Annotated in this window: 11 protein-coding genes; 5 read left to right on the forward strand and 6 right to left on the reverse strand. The window is 41.7% G+C overall.

The genetic code is table 11. The annotated features are described in order from the left end of the window. Nucleotides 1–60: 60 nt before the first annotated feature. Nucleotides 61–1,146, reverse strand: coding sequence for a diphosphomevalonate decarboxylase (gene mvaD / locus MURRU_RS04675; RefSeq protein ID WP_014032272.1), 1,086 nt, complete (start codon nucleotides 1,144–1,146; stop codon nucleotides 61–63). Nucleotides 1,147–1,240: 94 nt separating this feature from the next. Between mvaD and MURRU_RS04680 the strand changes: the two genes are divergently transcribed. Then, entirely contained in the window at nucleotides 1,241–1,717 is a 477-nt protein-coding gene (locus MURRU_RS04680; RefSeq protein WP_014032273.1) for a TspO/MBR family protein, read from the forward strand. A 1-nt stretch (nucleotide 1,718) separates the two neighbouring features. On the opposite strand, the gene MURRU_RS04685 is transcribed toward MURRU_RS04680, so the two are convergent. Next, nucleotides 1,719–2,267, reverse strand: coding sequence for a DUF1697 domain-containing protein (locus MURRU_RS04685; protein WP_014032274.1), 549 nt, complete (start codon nucleotides 2,265–2,267; stop codon nucleotides 1,719–1,721). A gap of 45 nt (nucleotides 2,268–2,312) precedes the next feature. On the opposite strand from MURRU_RS04685, the gene glpK reads away from it, so the two are divergent. Next, nucleotides 2,313–3,809, forward strand: a complete 1,497-nt coding sequence (gene glpK, locus MURRU_RS04690; protein WP_014032275.1) for a glycerol kinase GlpK — start codon at nucleotides 2,313–2,315, stop codon at nucleotides 3,807–3,809. 34 nt (nucleotides 3,810–3,843) lie between these two features. Continuing rightward, complete coding sequence (locus MURRU_RS04695) at nucleotides 3,844–4,572, forward strand: MIP/aquaporin family protein (RefSeq protein WP_014032276.1); 729 nt, start codon at nucleotides 3,844–3,846, stop codon at nucleotides 4,570–4,572. 5 nt (nucleotides 4,573–4,577) lie between these two features. Here the strand turns inward: MURRU_RS04695 and MURRU_RS04700 are convergent, their stop codons facing one another. The 4 genes from MURRU_RS04700 to MURRU_RS04715 all read right to left on the reverse strand — a co-directional run bounded on the left by MURRU_RS04700 (nucleotide 4,578) and on the right by MURRU_RS04715 (nucleotide 9,565). Continuing rightward, nucleotides 4,578–5,843 carry a BaiN/RdsA family NAD(P)/FAD-dependent oxidoreductase gene (locus tag MURRU_RS04700; RefSeq protein ID WP_014032277.1) on the reverse strand — a complete coding sequence of 422 codons (1,266 nt, stop codon included), beginning with the start codon at nucleotides 5,841–5,843 and terminating at the stop codon, nucleotides 4,578–4,580. Continuing rightward, nucleotides 5,843–6,538 carry a glycerophosphodiester phosphodiesterase gene (locus tag MURRU_RS04705; protein WP_014032278.1) on the reverse strand — a complete coding sequence of 232 codons (696 nt, stop codon included), beginning with the start codon at nucleotides 6,536–6,538 and terminating at the stop codon, nucleotides 5,843–5,845. Before MURRU_RS04705 ends, MURRU_RS04700 begins: the two co-directional genes overlap by 1 nt. A 104-nt stretch (nucleotides 6,539–6,642) precedes the next feature. Continuing rightward, the gene (locus MURRU_RS04710) at nucleotides 6,643–8,514 is read right to left on the reverse strand and encodes an alpha-amylase family protein (protein ID WP_014032279.1); all 1,872 of its coding nucleotides are present in this window, start codon (nucleotides 8,512–8,514) and stop codon (nucleotides 6,643–6,645) included. Nucleotides 8,515–8,545: 31 nt separating this feature from the next. After that, nucleotides 8,546–9,565: a LacI family DNA-binding transcriptional regulator gene (locus MURRU_RS04715; RefSeq protein ID WP_014032280.1), complete on the reverse strand. Its 1,020-nt coding sequence runs from the start codon at nucleotides 9,563–9,565 to the stop codon at nucleotides 8,546–8,548. Nucleotides 9,566–9,922: 357 nt separating this feature from the next. Here MURRU_RS04715 and MURRU_RS04720 point away from each other — a divergent pair, with 357 nt between their 5' ends. Both MURRU_RS04720 and MURRU_RS04725 read left to right on the forward strand, forming a co-directional pair. Then, nucleotides 9,923–13,006 (forward strand): SusC/RagA family TonB-linked outer membrane protein, encoded by a 3,084-nt coding sequence (locus MURRU_RS04720; protein WP_014032281.1) that lies wholly within the window; start codon nucleotides 9,923–9,925, stop codon nucleotides 13,004–13,006. A 10-nt stretch (nucleotides 13,007–13,016) separates the two neighbouring features. Further along, a complete protein-coding gene (locus MURRU_RS04725; RefSeq protein WP_014032282.1) occupies nucleotides 13,017–14,648 on the forward strand; it encodes a RagB/SusD family nutrient uptake outer membrane protein in 1,632 nt (543 codons plus the stop codon). Nucleotides 14,649–14,703: the final 55 nt, after the last annotated feature.

Consider the following 14,703-nt stretch of genomic DNA (forward strand, 5'->3'; position numbering starts at 1 on the left):
CTGTTCCCACGGTCTAAAATCTTGGCAAATAACGTAAAAAAACAGCTTAGCTATTCATTTTTAAGTGTTTATTTTGATGGCTCCCGACCCTACTTGATCATGAATATATTGCCCATTTTCGCAATGTTCCGCCAATTCATCTTTGATAAATTTCTGTACTTTTTCTTTGTCCGATACCGGGTAAAGCACATGCACATTGGCACCTGCATCGAGGGTAAAGCATATTGGTGTTTTGGTTGCTTCGCGGTACTCCCAAATTTTGTTGATGATTTTCAAGGTATCGGGTTTCATCAATATAAAATAGGGCATGCTCGTCATCATCATGGCATGCAAGGTCAATGCCTCACTTTCTACAAGCATTACGAATTCTTCTAAATCACCACTCACCAAAATAAGTTTTAGTTTGTCCAAATTGGAAAATGCCTGTTGAAACCTATTTTCCGCATACGGATGTCCATGCATTAATTGGTGCCCCACCGTGCTGCTGACTTGTTTTTGCCCTTTGTGCACCAATAAAATGGTATCGCAATAACTCTTAAAAACCGGGTTGATCTCAAACGGATATTCAATGCCGTACAAATCGGAGCTTTTAGGTATGTTTGCATGCTTTCCCCATTGCACCAAGCTGCCTTTTATGCTGCGGCAGGCACTTCCCGAACCCAACCGTGCCAAATACGAAGCTTTTGCATGGAACAATGATTCGTCCATTGTCGGGTTCAACTTTTTTTCAATATCCATTAAACATAGCGAAAGGGCCGCCATTCCACTGGCCGATGACGCAATCCCACTGCTATGTGGAAAAGAATTTGAGGTTTCAATTGTAAAATGGTACTCCTTCAAAAAAGGCAAGTACATTTCAATCCGCTCCAAAAAAGTCTGGATTTTTGGTTTAAAATCGTCCTTGGGCTTTCCTTCGAACAACAAATCAAAGGAATACGAATCATTGCTGTCCTTTTTCTCAAACAAAACGGAAGTTGTGGTTGCACAGGCATCCAAAGTAAAGCTGATGGATGGGTTTGCGGGAATCTGAACGGGTTTTTTTCCCCAATATTTTACCAAAGCAATATTGCTGGGGGCTTTCCAAATTAATTTGCCGTTATCAGGTAATTTTTGATAGGCGCCTGGCAAAAAATCTTTTTCCGTCATTTGGAATGGATATTTTGGACAAATATAAGCAGGGGGAAGCGTACTGGGAATCGGATTGAAATAAATTCTTATTTTAGTCGAAGTTGCGCCGACCATGAAAAAAAGAATCGTTTACATAACCATCTGTGTAGTAGTTTGCCTTTTGATAGGCTTTCTCTCTAGTATTGCTACCCAAAGCTCCGTCAACGATTGGTACTTAACACTCAACAAGCCATCCTTTACACCTCCAAACTGGCTTTTTGCTCCTGTTTGGACTGCCCTATACATTATGATGGGGATTTCTGCGGGAATTGTTTGGTCCAAAGGCTACCACCATATTTGGGTAAAGACTGCCTTGTACCACTTTGTTTTTCAGTTGTTGCTCAATGCGCTGTGGAGCATTGTTTTTTTCGGATTGAAAAACCCTCTAAGCGGAATGGTGGTTATTTTGGCTTTGCTGACGATGATTATACTTACCATAAAATGGTTCAAAGTCATTAGCAATCCTGCTGCTTTATTGCTCGTTCCCTATTTATTATGGGTTGCGTATGCCGCTGCCCTAAACTACAAAATTTGGGAGCTTAACGCTTAGCCTAGGTCATTTCCAATAGTTTTTCCATAGTTTTTTGATTGCGTGTGGTAGCTTCAACTTTTAGCTTTCTTTCGATAAGATTATTGTTAAGCTTTGCCTTTCCGTACCCTTTTTTACAAAGTAAGTAAACACAGGTGTCGGTAATATGGTATTCTTCATTTTCAAAATGAAGATCTTTTAACTGTCTTGCCGATGCTTTCTCAGGAGGGTTTTTGAGCAAAACGTAGTACAGTTTATTTTCTTCACTTTCACTTGCGAAAGGATTGGCCTCCAAAATGGCTTTCACATCTTCCTTTTTAACCACCAAGGTTGGTACATCAAACCCAAAACGTTGATGGATTGCATCAGTTATAACCGCCTGAAGTTTTTCTCGGTCGGGCTCTTCACTTTCAAAAACAATGTTCCCGCTTTGGATGTATGTTTTTACGTTTTTAAGTCCAGTATCTTCCAAAACAACCTTCAACTCCGCCATTTTTATCTTCTTTTGGCCGCTAACATTGATTCCCCTAAGTAGTGCTATGTATGTATTCCCCATGATTTTTGATGCCATACCCAAATTAATTTTAGTAAATTCAAACGCGCTTAAATTAACAAAATGAATCAATATATCCTTGCTTTGGACCAAGGTACCACTAGTTCCCGTGCCGTGGTCTTCGACAAAAAGGGAACCATTATTTCCGTAGCCCAAAAAGAATTCACACAAATATTTCCTAAACCGGGATGGGTAGAACACGACCCCGACGAAATCTGGTCGACCCAAGCCGGGATGGCCGCAGAAGCCGTGAGCAAAAAAGGGTTGAAAGCCGAGCAAATGGCCGCTATCGGCATTACCAATCAGCGGGAAACCGTTGTGGTCTGGAACAAAAAAACGGGAGAACCCATATATAATGCCATTGTTTGGCAAGACAAACGCACCGCAGATTACTGTGATAAGTTGAAAAAAGAAGGCAAATCCGAATTAATTCGAGAGAAAACAGGATTGGTCATAGATTCCTATTTCTCGGGCACTAAGGTGAAATGGATATTGGATAATGTAGAAGGTGCCAGGGAAAAAGCAGAGGCCGGTGATTTGGTGCTCGGGACCATTGACTCTTGGCTTATCTGGAAAATGACGGATGGTGGACTTCATATTACAGATGTGACCAATGCTTCACGCTCCATGCTGTTCAACATTAATACCATGGATTGGGATGATGAGCTTTTGGAACTGTTGACCATTCCCAAAACTATGCTTCCGGAAGTAAAACAATCCAGCGAAGTATATGGACATACAACTCCTAATTTATTCGCCAAAAAAATCCCGATTGCAGGGATTGCCGGTGATCAGCAAGCCGCTTTGTTCGGACAAATGTGCACCAAAAAGGGCATGGTAAAAAACACCTACGGAACGGGTTGCTTTATGCTGATGAATATTGGAGAAAAACCTATTGTTTCCGAAAATAACCTCCTTACCACGGTAGCTTGGAAAATCAACGGAAAAACCCATTACGCACTCGAAGGAAGTATTTTTATTGCTGGTGCGGTGGTGCAATGGCTCCGTGATAGCTTAAATATTATAAAAACATCTTCGGAAGTGGAAAAACTAGCCAGTTCGGTGGATAGTTCGGACGGAGTGGTTTTTGTTCCTGCTTTTGCCGGTTTGGGCGCTCCGCATTGGAACCAAAAGGCCCAAGGAACTATTTTTGGGCTGACTCGTGGAAGTACCGATGCACATATTGCACGTGCCGCTCTGGAATCCATTGCTTACCAAACCATGGATATTCTTAAGGCCATGGAGGCCGATTCGGGAATTTCCATAAAAGAATTGCGTGTAGATGGAGGGGCCACGGTGAATGATATGCTCATGCAGTTTCAGGCCGATGTATTGAATACCGTTACCGTTAGGCCCAAAATTGTAGAAACCACAGTAATGGGTGCCGCATATTTGGCTGGTTTGGCCGTTGGTTATTGGGAGAGTCCAGAGGAAATCCAAGATATTTGGCAGACCGATGTGCATTTTAACCCTACCAAAGAACGTAACACCATTGAAGAAGGCATCAAAGGGTGGTACAAGGCCATAAAAGCGCTGGAATTCTGGACGGAAAACCCTTAATCTTTAAATACCATAAATACTAACATTCCTTTATATGACTCCTTTTGTATCTGAAATTGTAGGTACTTTTTTGTTGATGGTACTCGGATGTGGCGTAAATGCCAACGTATCCCTACAAAAAACCTACGGTAATGGCTCTGGCTGGATTGTAATCTCTACTGGATGGGCTTTTGCCGTTTATACCGGTGTTGTGGTCGCTGGGCCGCACAGTGGTGCGCATATCAATCCCGCAGTCAGTATTGGATTGGCCGTGGCGGGCGAATTCCCTTGGAGCGAGGTTCCAAGCTACATTTTAGCTCAGTTTATCGGCGCCATGTTTGCCGCTTTTTGCGTTTGGCTCGTTAATAAAGAGCATTTTGATGCCACCGAGGATGGGGGCACAAAGCGAGGTGTTTTTTGTACGGCTCCCGCCATACCCAATACATTTACAAACCTATTTTCCGAAATACTGGGCACTTTTGTATTGGTTTTCTCCGTGCTTTATTTTACCGATGCGGTGCTATCCACAGATGATGTAATTATTGGCCTGGGTTCGTTGGGAGCCTTACCCGTAGCTTTAATTGTTTGGGGCATAGGTTTATCCTTAGGCGGCACCACAGGCTATGCCATAAATCCTGCCAGGGATTTGGGGCCTCGTATTGTTCATGCACTATTGCCTTTAAAAAACAAGGGGCGTAATGGATGGAACTATGCTTGGATTCCTGTAATCGGACCTATTTTGGGAGCTGCTATAGCTGCTTGGATTGCTATTGCCTTACAATAGTTCCTTTAGGAAACAATGGCTTGGGCGGCAATGTACGCTCCTGTCCATGCATTTTGAAAATTAAATCCGCCCGTGATGGCATCCACATTAATGATTTCGCCTGCAAAATAGAGGTTGGGATGCAATTTGCTCTCAAAAGTCTTAAAATTGATTTCTTTCAAGTCCACCCCTCCAGCGGTGACAAATTCTTCTTTAAAGGTACTCTTGCCTTCAACCTTGAACGATGAAGCCGTTAATTGTTCGGACAAGGCTTGCAATTGTTCTTTGCTCATGTCCGCCCAGCGCTCATCAGGTTCAATTTCGGCTGCTTCCACCAAGCGCTTCCACAACCGTTTTGGGAGTTCGGTGACGTTGGTGCGCATAACCGTTTTTTTAGCTTCAACGCCTTTCAATTCCTTGAGGTAGGCTTCCATAGATTCTGTGCTATAATCGGGCAACCAGTTTACCTTTATTCTAAAAGAATAATTATAATCGTGCAGAAGGTTGGCGCCCCAAGCAGAGAGCTTCAAAATGGCAGGGCCGCTCAAACCCCAATGGGTTATCAAAAGTGGGCCATCAGCATAAAGCAAGGTATCTTCCTTAATCTTACTTTTTAGGTTTAACGGTTTTTTGTCCGTATTAAAGGTTTTCTTGGGCATTACCTCAACAGTGGCATAGGTGCTTATTCCTTGAATCCCCTTAAGTCTTTCATCGCTGATATTAAATGTGAAGAGGGAGGGCACGGGCGAAACAATATGATGTCCCAAATTTTCCAACTGTTTCCAAATTTTGGGGTTGCTGCCTGTGGCAAGCATTAGTTTTTTTGTTTGATAATGCTTGTTCATGGTGGTTACCTGCCAGCCTTCCCCAATTTTGCTAATTGCTTTTACAGCGCTGTTTTTCAAAACTTGTACGCCCAATCGCTCAGCTTCACCTACCAAACAATTGATTATGCTCTGGGAAGAATCACTTTTGGGAAATACACGGCCATCTTCTTCAATTTTGAGGGGGACTCCCCGCGCTTCAAAAAAGGACATGACATCCATTGGAGCGTATTTATGAAAAGGGCCCAAAAGCTCCTTTTCCCCTCTTGGGTAGTTCGTTGCCAACTCTTTAGGTAAAAACTCACCATGGGTAACATTGCAACGTCCTCCACCTGAAACCTTTACTTTGGAAAGTACCGTTTTGCCCCTTTCAAAAATGGCAATTTCGAGTTGTGGCGACAATTCCGCTATTTGAATCGCAGCATAAAATCCAGCTGCACCACCTCCTACTATTATAACGTCGAACATTAATTCACGCGTTCCGGATAATTGGTAATAATGCCATCGACCCCGAACTCGGTCATTTTTTGAATATCCTCGGGTTCGTTTACCGTCCATGTATAGACTTTTAATCCCTCTGCTTGGATTTTTGCCGTGTTTTCTTGGGTAAGCGTTTTGTAGTTTGGGTTTATTGCAACTGCTTTTAGTTCTTTGGCCACTTCAATTGCTTCGAGTGGGTCTTTGGAAGTTAAAACAGCGATTTTTATATCTTTGTTTTTCGCTCTCATGGCTTTGAGCTCATCCCATTTGAAACTTGAAATCACAAAGTTTTCGGGGCTCCACCCTTCCTTTTCGATATAATAGTTAACAATATGATTGACTTTATCGGCTGTTCCGGCACCTTTAAGCTCAATATTTAGAGCAACCTGATTGTTGATTTTTTTTAACACATCTTGAAGCATTGGAATTTTGTGTCCGCTATCCAAAGTGAGCTGCCTTAATTGAACAATATTGTATTCTTCAATATTACCACTGGAATTAGCCAGCCTATCCACTGTTTCATCATGAAAAACAACGATTTCTCCGCTATCAATTTTAAACACGTCAATTTCTATCATATCAACGCCAAGGTCCATAGCTTTTTGAACCGATGCCAAAGTATTTTCGGTCTCGTGGCCCATGGCTCCTCGGTGACCTATCACTAATGGTTTTGATTTTGTCATTTCGCAACTAGTTAAAAGTAGAGCAGCTGTAAGAACTACAAGTAAGTTTTTCTTCATTTGGTTTGGTATTGAAAGTTAAAAATACGATTTGCAAACGAAAAACATCAATTCCCTACCTTAAAGATATAGGATTGAAGCGGTTCTAATTCCAGTTGTATTTGTCCTTGTCCATTATCAATGACCATATTCTTTTTAACCTTTCCGTACAACTCCTCCGTCAATGGATGCTCCCCATCCGATAATTGCCATTTTGCAATGACATCTTTGGGCACTTTAAAGTTGAAGGAATAGTTTTTATGTTCATCAAAATTGGATAGGATAATTAGCTTTTCCTGAGCGGACCATCTTACATAGGAAAGCACCCTGTGATCGTATCCTTCTGTATTGTCCTTATTGTAAAAATGAATCTCTTGATACTCGCCCATCAAAGCTTCACTATTTATAGTGAAATTCAAAAGTCGCTTATAGAAATCCCTTAAACTTTTTTCTTCTTCTGATAATTGACCGCCATCGAATTTTTTGTTATTGACCCATCGTTGATGATGTGGCACCCCGATATAATCGAAAATTGAAGTTCGTGTTGGACTACCAAAGCCTGCATCTTCTGCCCCGGGCTCACCAACCTCTTGCCCAAAATAGACCATGGTAGGCGATGTACTTATGGTAGCGGAAACTACCATTGCCGGCTTTCCCAATTGGGCATTGCCCGCAAAATCGGGACTGGCGATACGCTGCTCATCGTGGTTTTCCAGAAAGTGGAGCATGTGGTGCTCTATATCGGCCATCCCTTTTTGCATTACAGGGATGTGATCCGTCCAACCATAACCCTTCATTATATGTTTGATGCTATCGTAAAGTTCTACCTTATCATAGAGGTAATCCATTTTACCTTGATGAATATAATCACGGTACAAACTTGTGTTATAAACTTCGGCCAATAAAAAGGCATCTGGGTTTTTCATTTTGATGTTGGAATTGAGGTAACTCCAAAACTCCACTGGAACCATTTCGGCCATATCAAAACGGAAACCATCCACGCCAAAATCCAACCAATACTGGGCAATGTTCTTAAACTTGTACCAAGAATCCGGCAGGGTCTTGTCTTTCCAAAATTCGTAATGTGCTTTATAATTTTTTTGACGGTATGCTTCGGGCAGTTGCTCAAAGTCTTTGGTTCCATCTGGACGAACTCCGTAGTTGATCTTTACGGTTTCGTACCAGTCGTTAAAATGAGGTTGGGCCAATCGGGAGCCGTTTCCTGTCCATTTCGCTGGATTTTCCTCAAACTTTGAATCAGCCAACCTGTTTTCATCACCTCCCAAGGGTAAATATCCATCTTGCCACTCGGGAACTTTAAATGCTTTGCCGGGAATATAATAGAAGTTGTTGTTTACATCATATACTTTAGTTGTATCATCCGAAGCGCCAAAATCCGTTACGCCTTCGGGGTTGGTCATCCCTTCGTAATTTCTAGCAACGTGATTGGGCACAATGTCGATTATCACTTTTAAGCCAGCTTGGTGCGTTCGTTGAATCAAATCCTTGAATTCTTCCAATCTGTTGGCAGGGTCGACTGCTAAATCAGGATTTACATTGTAGTAATCCTTAACGGCATAGGGTGAGCCCGCCCTTCCTTTTACCACATCGGGGTCGTCATTGGAAATTCCGTAGGCTGTATAGTCGTTAATTACGGCATGGTGTGGCACTCCTGTATACCAAACATGGGTAACTCCCAAGGCTTTTATCTCAGATAAGGCTTTATCTGAAAAGTCTGCAAACTTACCCACTCCATTTTCTTCAATAGTGCCCCAAGGCTTGTTGGTAGCATTGGTGTTTCCGAAGAGACGGGTAAATACCTGATAGACTACTTCTTTCTTCTTCATTGGTGGAGGGGTCGACTTTAGTTTGGTTTGTTGCTTACACGAAGATAATACGGTGAGTACTATGAAAAAAGTCAGTATCCCATTTGTTTTCATACCCACAGCTTAAGAAATATTCATCATTGGATCAATGCGCAATGGAATCCCTGATCACCAAGGTGGGTTCCAAGATTTTGGTTTGATAGGTTTCTTCCTCCGCTTCGCTCTCTACTTTATCTATCAACATTTTTGCGGCCTCTTCGCCCATTTTTTCCCCATGTTGTGCCACAACAGTAAGGCTTGGGTTGGCATATTTGGACAGCACCCCATCGGTAAATCCTATAAAAGATATATCTTCTGGTATCTTTAGTCCCTTTTTCTGCACAAATCGCATACCGCAGACCGCAAAGATTTCATTTACGCACAAAACGGCATCCGGTTCCTTATTGTCCAAAAAGGTTTTTATGGCCCCTTCGTCCATTTCCATTGAGGGCATTTTCAATATCATGGATTCGTCGATTCCAAGGGGACTCTCCTTCAATGCTTTGAGATACCCTTTGGTGCGGGCTTTACTAACGCTCAAATAGTCATCCGTAGTAATCAGGGCTATTCGTTTTTTTCCCTGATCGATAAACTTTTTTGTTGCCTGGTAAGCGCCCAGCTTATCATCAATGATTACTTTATCACATTCCACCTCATGGGTAATCCTATCAAAAAGCACCACGGGGATGCCCTGCTCGGTAACTTCTTTTAAATGATTGTAATCGCCTTTTTCTTGTGTTTCGGAAGAGAGTGACATTATAAAGCCATCAATACTGCCATTGGCGAGCATTTCCATGTTGATGACCTCCTTGTCAAAAGATTCCTCGGAAAGACATACAATAACGTTATATCCCCTGGCATTTGCATATTTTTCGATACCCCGAATGACCGTTGTAAAAAAATGATGTACAATATCCGGGATTACAACTCCAATATTCTTGGTACGCTTATTCTTTAAGCTTATTGCAATATTGTTGGGCTTATAGTTGTAAAGTTTTGCAAAGGCCTGTATCTTTTCTTTGGTATCCCTACCTATTTCCTCACTGTTCTTAAGTGCTTTGGAAACCGTTGATATGGACACTTCAAGTTCTCTGGCTATATCTTTTAAGGTAATCTTTGATTTCAAGGGATAGATAATTTATACTTTTTGGGATATACTCAAATAAAAATAAGTAACTGACCAAATTACACTTTTTGACAAAAACAAAATAACCACTTGAAAATCACTTCTTGAATTAGTTGCCCCAATCAAAGAATAAAAATGTTATATTAGTAGCAATATTGCGGAATCCGTAATTATGAATACACTTTTTAAGATTTAAGCAAGTAAGCTGTTTAAGTTTTGTAAAAAATACACTTCTTAAAGTTATCAACACGAAACCGTTTTCGTCGTGTTTTGCAATATAGTTAAATTTAGATTAACCTTTTTTTTATATATGTTTAACACTTGAATTAAAATTAACTAAACTTAAATTAATTATTTATGAAAATTACGCTACTAAGAAGCTTTTTGTTGCTTGGGGCATTTTTATGCTTTGGGATGGCGAAAGCTCAGACAGTATCAGGTACTGTTTCGGATGCGAATGGGCCGTTGCCAGGGGCAAGCGTATTGGTAAAAGGCACTACCAATGGTACGCAGACCGATTTTGATGGTAACTACACCCTTAACAATGTTGAAGATGCTGCAACATTGGTTTTTAGCTACATTGGATACAAGACCGTGGAAATTGCGGTCAATGGCCAATCCAGCATTAATGTCACCTTGGAAGAAGACGCACAAGCTTTGGATGAAGTGGTAATTATTGGTTACGGTCAAACCACAGTAAAAGATGCAACCGGTTCTGTTACAGCAGTTACCTCTGAAGATTTTAACGGAGGTGTTATCGCTTCTCCCGAACAATTAATTCAGGGTAAGACCGCAGGTGTACAGATTACCCAAGCGAGTGGTGAGCCTGGAGCTGGCATGAATCTAAGGATTAGAGGTTCTAACTCGATTCGCTCCAACAACAATCCACTTTTCGTAGTGGATGGAGTACCATTGTCTGGAGAGTCAACCACACCCTCTGGTGGTGATGTAATTAATGGGAGTAATGCTACAAGAAACCCATTAAACTTTATCAACCCAAACGATATTGAGAGCATGTCGATTCTTAAAGATGCTTCGGCCACTGCTATCTATGGTTCTCGTGGTGCCAATGGTGTTGTGATCATTACTACCAAAAGCGGTAAAACTGGACAAGGTGGTGTGTGGGAATTCAGCTCAAACCTGAGTATTTCTTCACCAGCCAATGAATATGATCTTTTTGACCGTAATGAGTTCTTGGCGGCCACTGCCTCCGAAAGAAGTCAAGAAATTGCAGATGCAAGTGATTTTGGATTTAATACCGATTGGCAAGATTATATTACCAGAACCGTTGCTTCACAAAATCAAAACCTTTCATACTCCAGAAATTATGGTAGTGGTAACGTAAGAGCTACTTTCTCTTATGGAAAGCAATTTGGTGTTATTGAAAAATCGGCCCAAGAACGTATTACTGGAAGAATTAATGCAACTCAAAGGTTCTTGGACGATAAGCTAAGATTAAACCTTCAAGCTTCGCTTTCTCGTGTAAATGATGATGCCCCTCCAATTAGTGGTACTTCGGGAGCAAGTGGTAACTTGATAGGTGCTGCATACTCCGCCAACCCAACTTGGCCAGCAAGTTCAAGTTTTTTCTTGGAAGGTAACCAGTTGAACCCGGCCAACTATTTATCAAACTTCCAATCAGTAACAAATACCAACCGTGCACTGATCAACTTTTCAGCGGAGTATGATTTCATACCTGAACTTACTGGAAAGGTTAGTGTGGGCTACGATGACTCGGATGCAGAAGCATTATCTTCTATATCAGGAAACGCAAATAACTTTAATCGTGTTACGGGGAATGGTCAAACAGCCTTTAATAATTTAAACGCTACAAGTAAGCTTTTGGAAGCTACCCTTAACTATAAAAAGGATTTCGACAATTCTTCTTTGGATGTTATCATAGGTTACTCCTTTCAAGATTTCCGTAGAAGAGGCTTTAACTCACAAGGTTGGCAATCACCAACAACTGACCTCAATGCCATGGGTCAGCTTCTAATCGACGATGTCAACAACATTAGAGCTAGTATCGATGGACCATACCAACAAGCAGGTTATGCACCGAACGGTTCTTTTATAAACAGTATCAATCCTTTTGAGGATACTGCGACCCTAGATGTTGCCTCTGGCGCATATACCTCTGTTTGGATAGATACTTTCGACAACACCGATGAACTTCAATCTTTCTTTGCAAGAGCCAACTACAGCCTAATGGATAAATACTTGTTTACCGCCACGGTAAGAGCAGATGGTTCTTCAAGGTTTGGTGAAAATAACAATTATGGATACTTCCCTTCCGGTGCCTTTGCCTGGAAACTTAACGAGGAAGATTTTATTGGAGAGGCATTCTCTACATTGAAGTTGAGATTGGGAGCAGGTATTACCGGTAACCAAGAAGGTCTGGGGTACGCCAACTATTTAAGAAGGGTACGTTTTGCAGGACCTGGTATTAGTGATAGTGGTGAAATTATTAGACCAGGTGCGCAGACAGTAGCGGTACAAAACCCAGAACTGAAGTGGGAGTCAACATTGGACTTGAACATTGGTTTGGACTTTGGGTTCAATCTAGACAGGTTCAGTGGTTCCATTGATTTGTACAGAAAAGAAACAAAGGATCTATTGTTCAGACAAGGAGCCGCTGCCCCGGCAGCCGATCCATTTGTTTTCAAAAACTTAAAGGATGGTACTGTAATCAACCAAGGTGTTGAAGTAGCATTGAACTATGATTTTATTCAATCACAGGATGTAACATTCTCGTCCTCCTTAAACGTAGCATACAACAAGAATACGGTAGAAGGATTGAATGGTCTTACCGCTAACTTCGGTGCTTTGAACGGACCTGGACTAACCGATGCTTTCGCCCAGCGTTTAGGAGAAGGAAGATCTTTGTTCTCTTATTACATGGCCGAATATGCTGAAGACAGTAATGGGAACCCAGATTTCAATCCTGATCAAAAAGATTTTGTTGACGAAGATGGGCTTCCTGATGTAAACGCTGGTCTATCCCTTAACCTTAGGGTGAAAAACTGGGATGCAGCTGCTTATTTTGCAGGGCAATTTGGATTCTCTGTTTACAACAATACAGCCAACGCATTCTTGAACAGGCCAACCTTTGAAACAACAAGAAACGCTACCCAAAGAGCTTTGGACACCAACGTTAGCCAAGAAGTTTCCACTTTGTACTTGGAAAAAGGTGATTTTGTAAGGTTGCAAAACGCAAGCATCGGATACAACGTACCCCTTAGTGGAGAAGGCACACTAAAAAGTTTAAGATTGTCGCTTACAGGGCAAAACTTATTTTTGATTACCGATTATAGCGGATTAGATCCAGAAGTATCATCCTCTACAGGAGACTTTGGTACTGGTATACCCAGCGCAAGTATAGATTATACTGCTTTCCCAAGACCAAGAACTGTTACATTAGGGATCAACGCTAAATTTTAAAAAAAAAGCAATGAAAAATATTATAAAAGAAACTAACAAATATTTGACACTCACACTATTCGTGGGTGTCATGCTGACTTCCTGCACCGATTTGGAAGTAGAGCCAACGGATTCGTTATTGGCTGAGGGTTTCACAGGAATAGAGACTGCTGAAGCTGCATCCAGTCAAATCACTGCGATGTATAATGATTTATATGGCTATATTGGTACACAAGCCAACCTATATGCATTGAATGAAGTTACCACCGACGCCCTTTTGGTTCCAACTAGAGGTTCCGACTGGGGAGATAATGGTATATGGAGACAATTGCACCAACATTCCTGGACACCGGAACACCAATATATTTTAGCCGTTTGGAACGACTGGAATGGCCTGCAATTACAAGCTAGTGAAGTTTTGGATTCAAGATCTGCATCTTCCGCTGAAGCTACTGGACATGCGGCATTCATAAGAGGTTTATCCATGTTCATCATTCTAGACAATTTTGGACAAGTACCTTTTAGAGATACTGAATCTGCAGATCCATTAGGCGATCCAGAAGTACTGACCGGTGATGATGCGGTTTCTTTCATATTAAGTGATTTGGATACCGCCATCTCCAATCTTCCTACATCTGTTGCAGGTGATGACAACTTGAGAGCTACCAAGGCTGCCGCCAGATTCCTTAAAGCAAAAGTACTACTGAACAGACATATCTATAACGGTTCAGGTACTGCAGCTGCTGCTGATATGAACGAAGTTATTTCGTTGGTAGATGGCATCGAAGGCGACGGATACGAATTAGCTTCTGATTACTTTGATATTTTTGTGCCAGGTGCCGATACCGAAACTATTTGGTATGCACAAGCCTCTGCAGGCGCTAGAATATTTCACACCTTGCACTATAACTCTACCGAGTTAGGTGGTGGTGGCTGGAACGGTTTCAGTACTTTGGCCGAGTTTTACGATTTGTTCGAAGGTGATGCCAATAGCAACGCAGGACTTAATGATGGAACATTGAATGATGGTCAGGAAGAGCGTAGAGGATTTGTTCCTCCTGGTGGTATTGCTTTTGATGGCAGCTACGGCACGGACGAAAACAGTGACGGTATTGTTGATGGTTCCAACGTAGGTTTTGGATTCCTAATCGGACAACAATATGGTCCTAACGGTGCTGCACTTGAAGATAGAAATGGTAACCCTTTGAGCTTTACCAGAGAATTCGTTAGTGCGGTAGATGGTCAGCCAAGCCTAGTTGACAACAACGAAGTAACCGGTATTCGTGTTATCAAATATAATCCAAGAGACGGTGCCTTCGCCAACCATATCATTTTCTTCAGGTATTCAGATGCTTATTTGATGAAAGCTGAAGCCATGATGAGAAGTGGTGGTGACCCAACTACTATGATTAATGAGTTGAGAACTATGAGAGGGGCTGCTCCGCTTGCTTCTGTAACAGGACAAGACCTTTTGGACGAAAGAGCTCGTGAATTGTATACCGAAGGTTGGAGAAGAAACGATATGATTCGTTTTGGACAATACACCAAAGACTGGGATTTTAAAGAAGCTGATGCTGTGGGAGACGTGAACCGTCAATTGTTCCCAATACCATCTGCCCAACTTATTCTTAACCCTAACTTGGTTCAGAACCCAGGCTACTAATAATTCAAAGTTTAAGCTGTTTTTATATATGAAAAGACCACCGATCGGTGGTCTT

The sequence above is a fragment of the Allomuricauda ruestringensis DSM 13258 genome, assembly GCF_000224085.1.
GTDB classification, from domain to species: Bacteria; Bacteroidota; Bacteroidia; order Flavobacteriales; family Flavobacteriaceae; genus Flagellimonas; species Flagellimonas ruestringensis.

What these genes read in the sequence shown, in the direction of transcription:
- mvaD (WP_014032272.1), bottom strand. Translation starts at nt 1,146, where the DNA reads ATGACGGAAAAAGATTTTTTGCCAGGCGCCTATCAAAAATTACCTGAT.
- MURRU_RS04680 (WP_014032273.1), top strand. Translation starts at nt 1,241, where the DNA reads ATGAAAAAAAGAATCGTTTACATAACCATCTGTGTAGTAGTTTGCCTT.
- MURRU_RS04685 (WP_014032274.1), bottom strand. Translation starts at nt 2,267, where the DNA reads ATGGCATCAAAAATCATGGGGAATACATACATAGCACTACTTAGGGGA.
- glpK (WP_014032275.1), top strand. Translation starts at nt 2,313, where the DNA reads ATGAATCAATATATCCTTGCTTTGGACCAAGGTACCACTAGTTCCCGT.
- MURRU_RS04695 (WP_014032276.1), top strand. Translation starts at nt 3,844, where the DNA reads ATGACTCCTTTTGTATCTGAAATTGTAGGTACTTTTTTGTTGATGGTA.
- MURRU_RS04700 (WP_014032277.1), bottom strand. Translation starts at nt 5,843, where the DNA reads ATGTTCGACGTTATAATAGTAGGAGGTGGTGCAGCTGGATTTTATGCT.
- MURRU_RS04705 (WP_014032278.1), bottom strand. Translation starts at nt 6,538, where the DNA reads ATGACAAAATCAAAACCATTAGTGATAGGTCACCGAGGAGCCATGGGC.
- MURRU_RS04710 (WP_014032279.1), bottom strand. Translation starts at nt 8,514, where the DNA reads ATGAAAACAAATGGGATACTGACTTTTTTCATAGTACTCACCGTATTA.
- MURRU_RS04720 (WP_014032281.1), top strand. Translation starts at nt 9,923, where the DNA reads ATGAAAATTACGCTACTAAGAAGCTTTTTGTTGCTTGGGGCATTTTTA.
- MURRU_RS04725 (WP_014032282.1), top strand. Translation starts at nt 13,017, where the DNA reads ATGAAAAATATTATAAAAGAAACTAACAAATATTTGACACTCACACTA.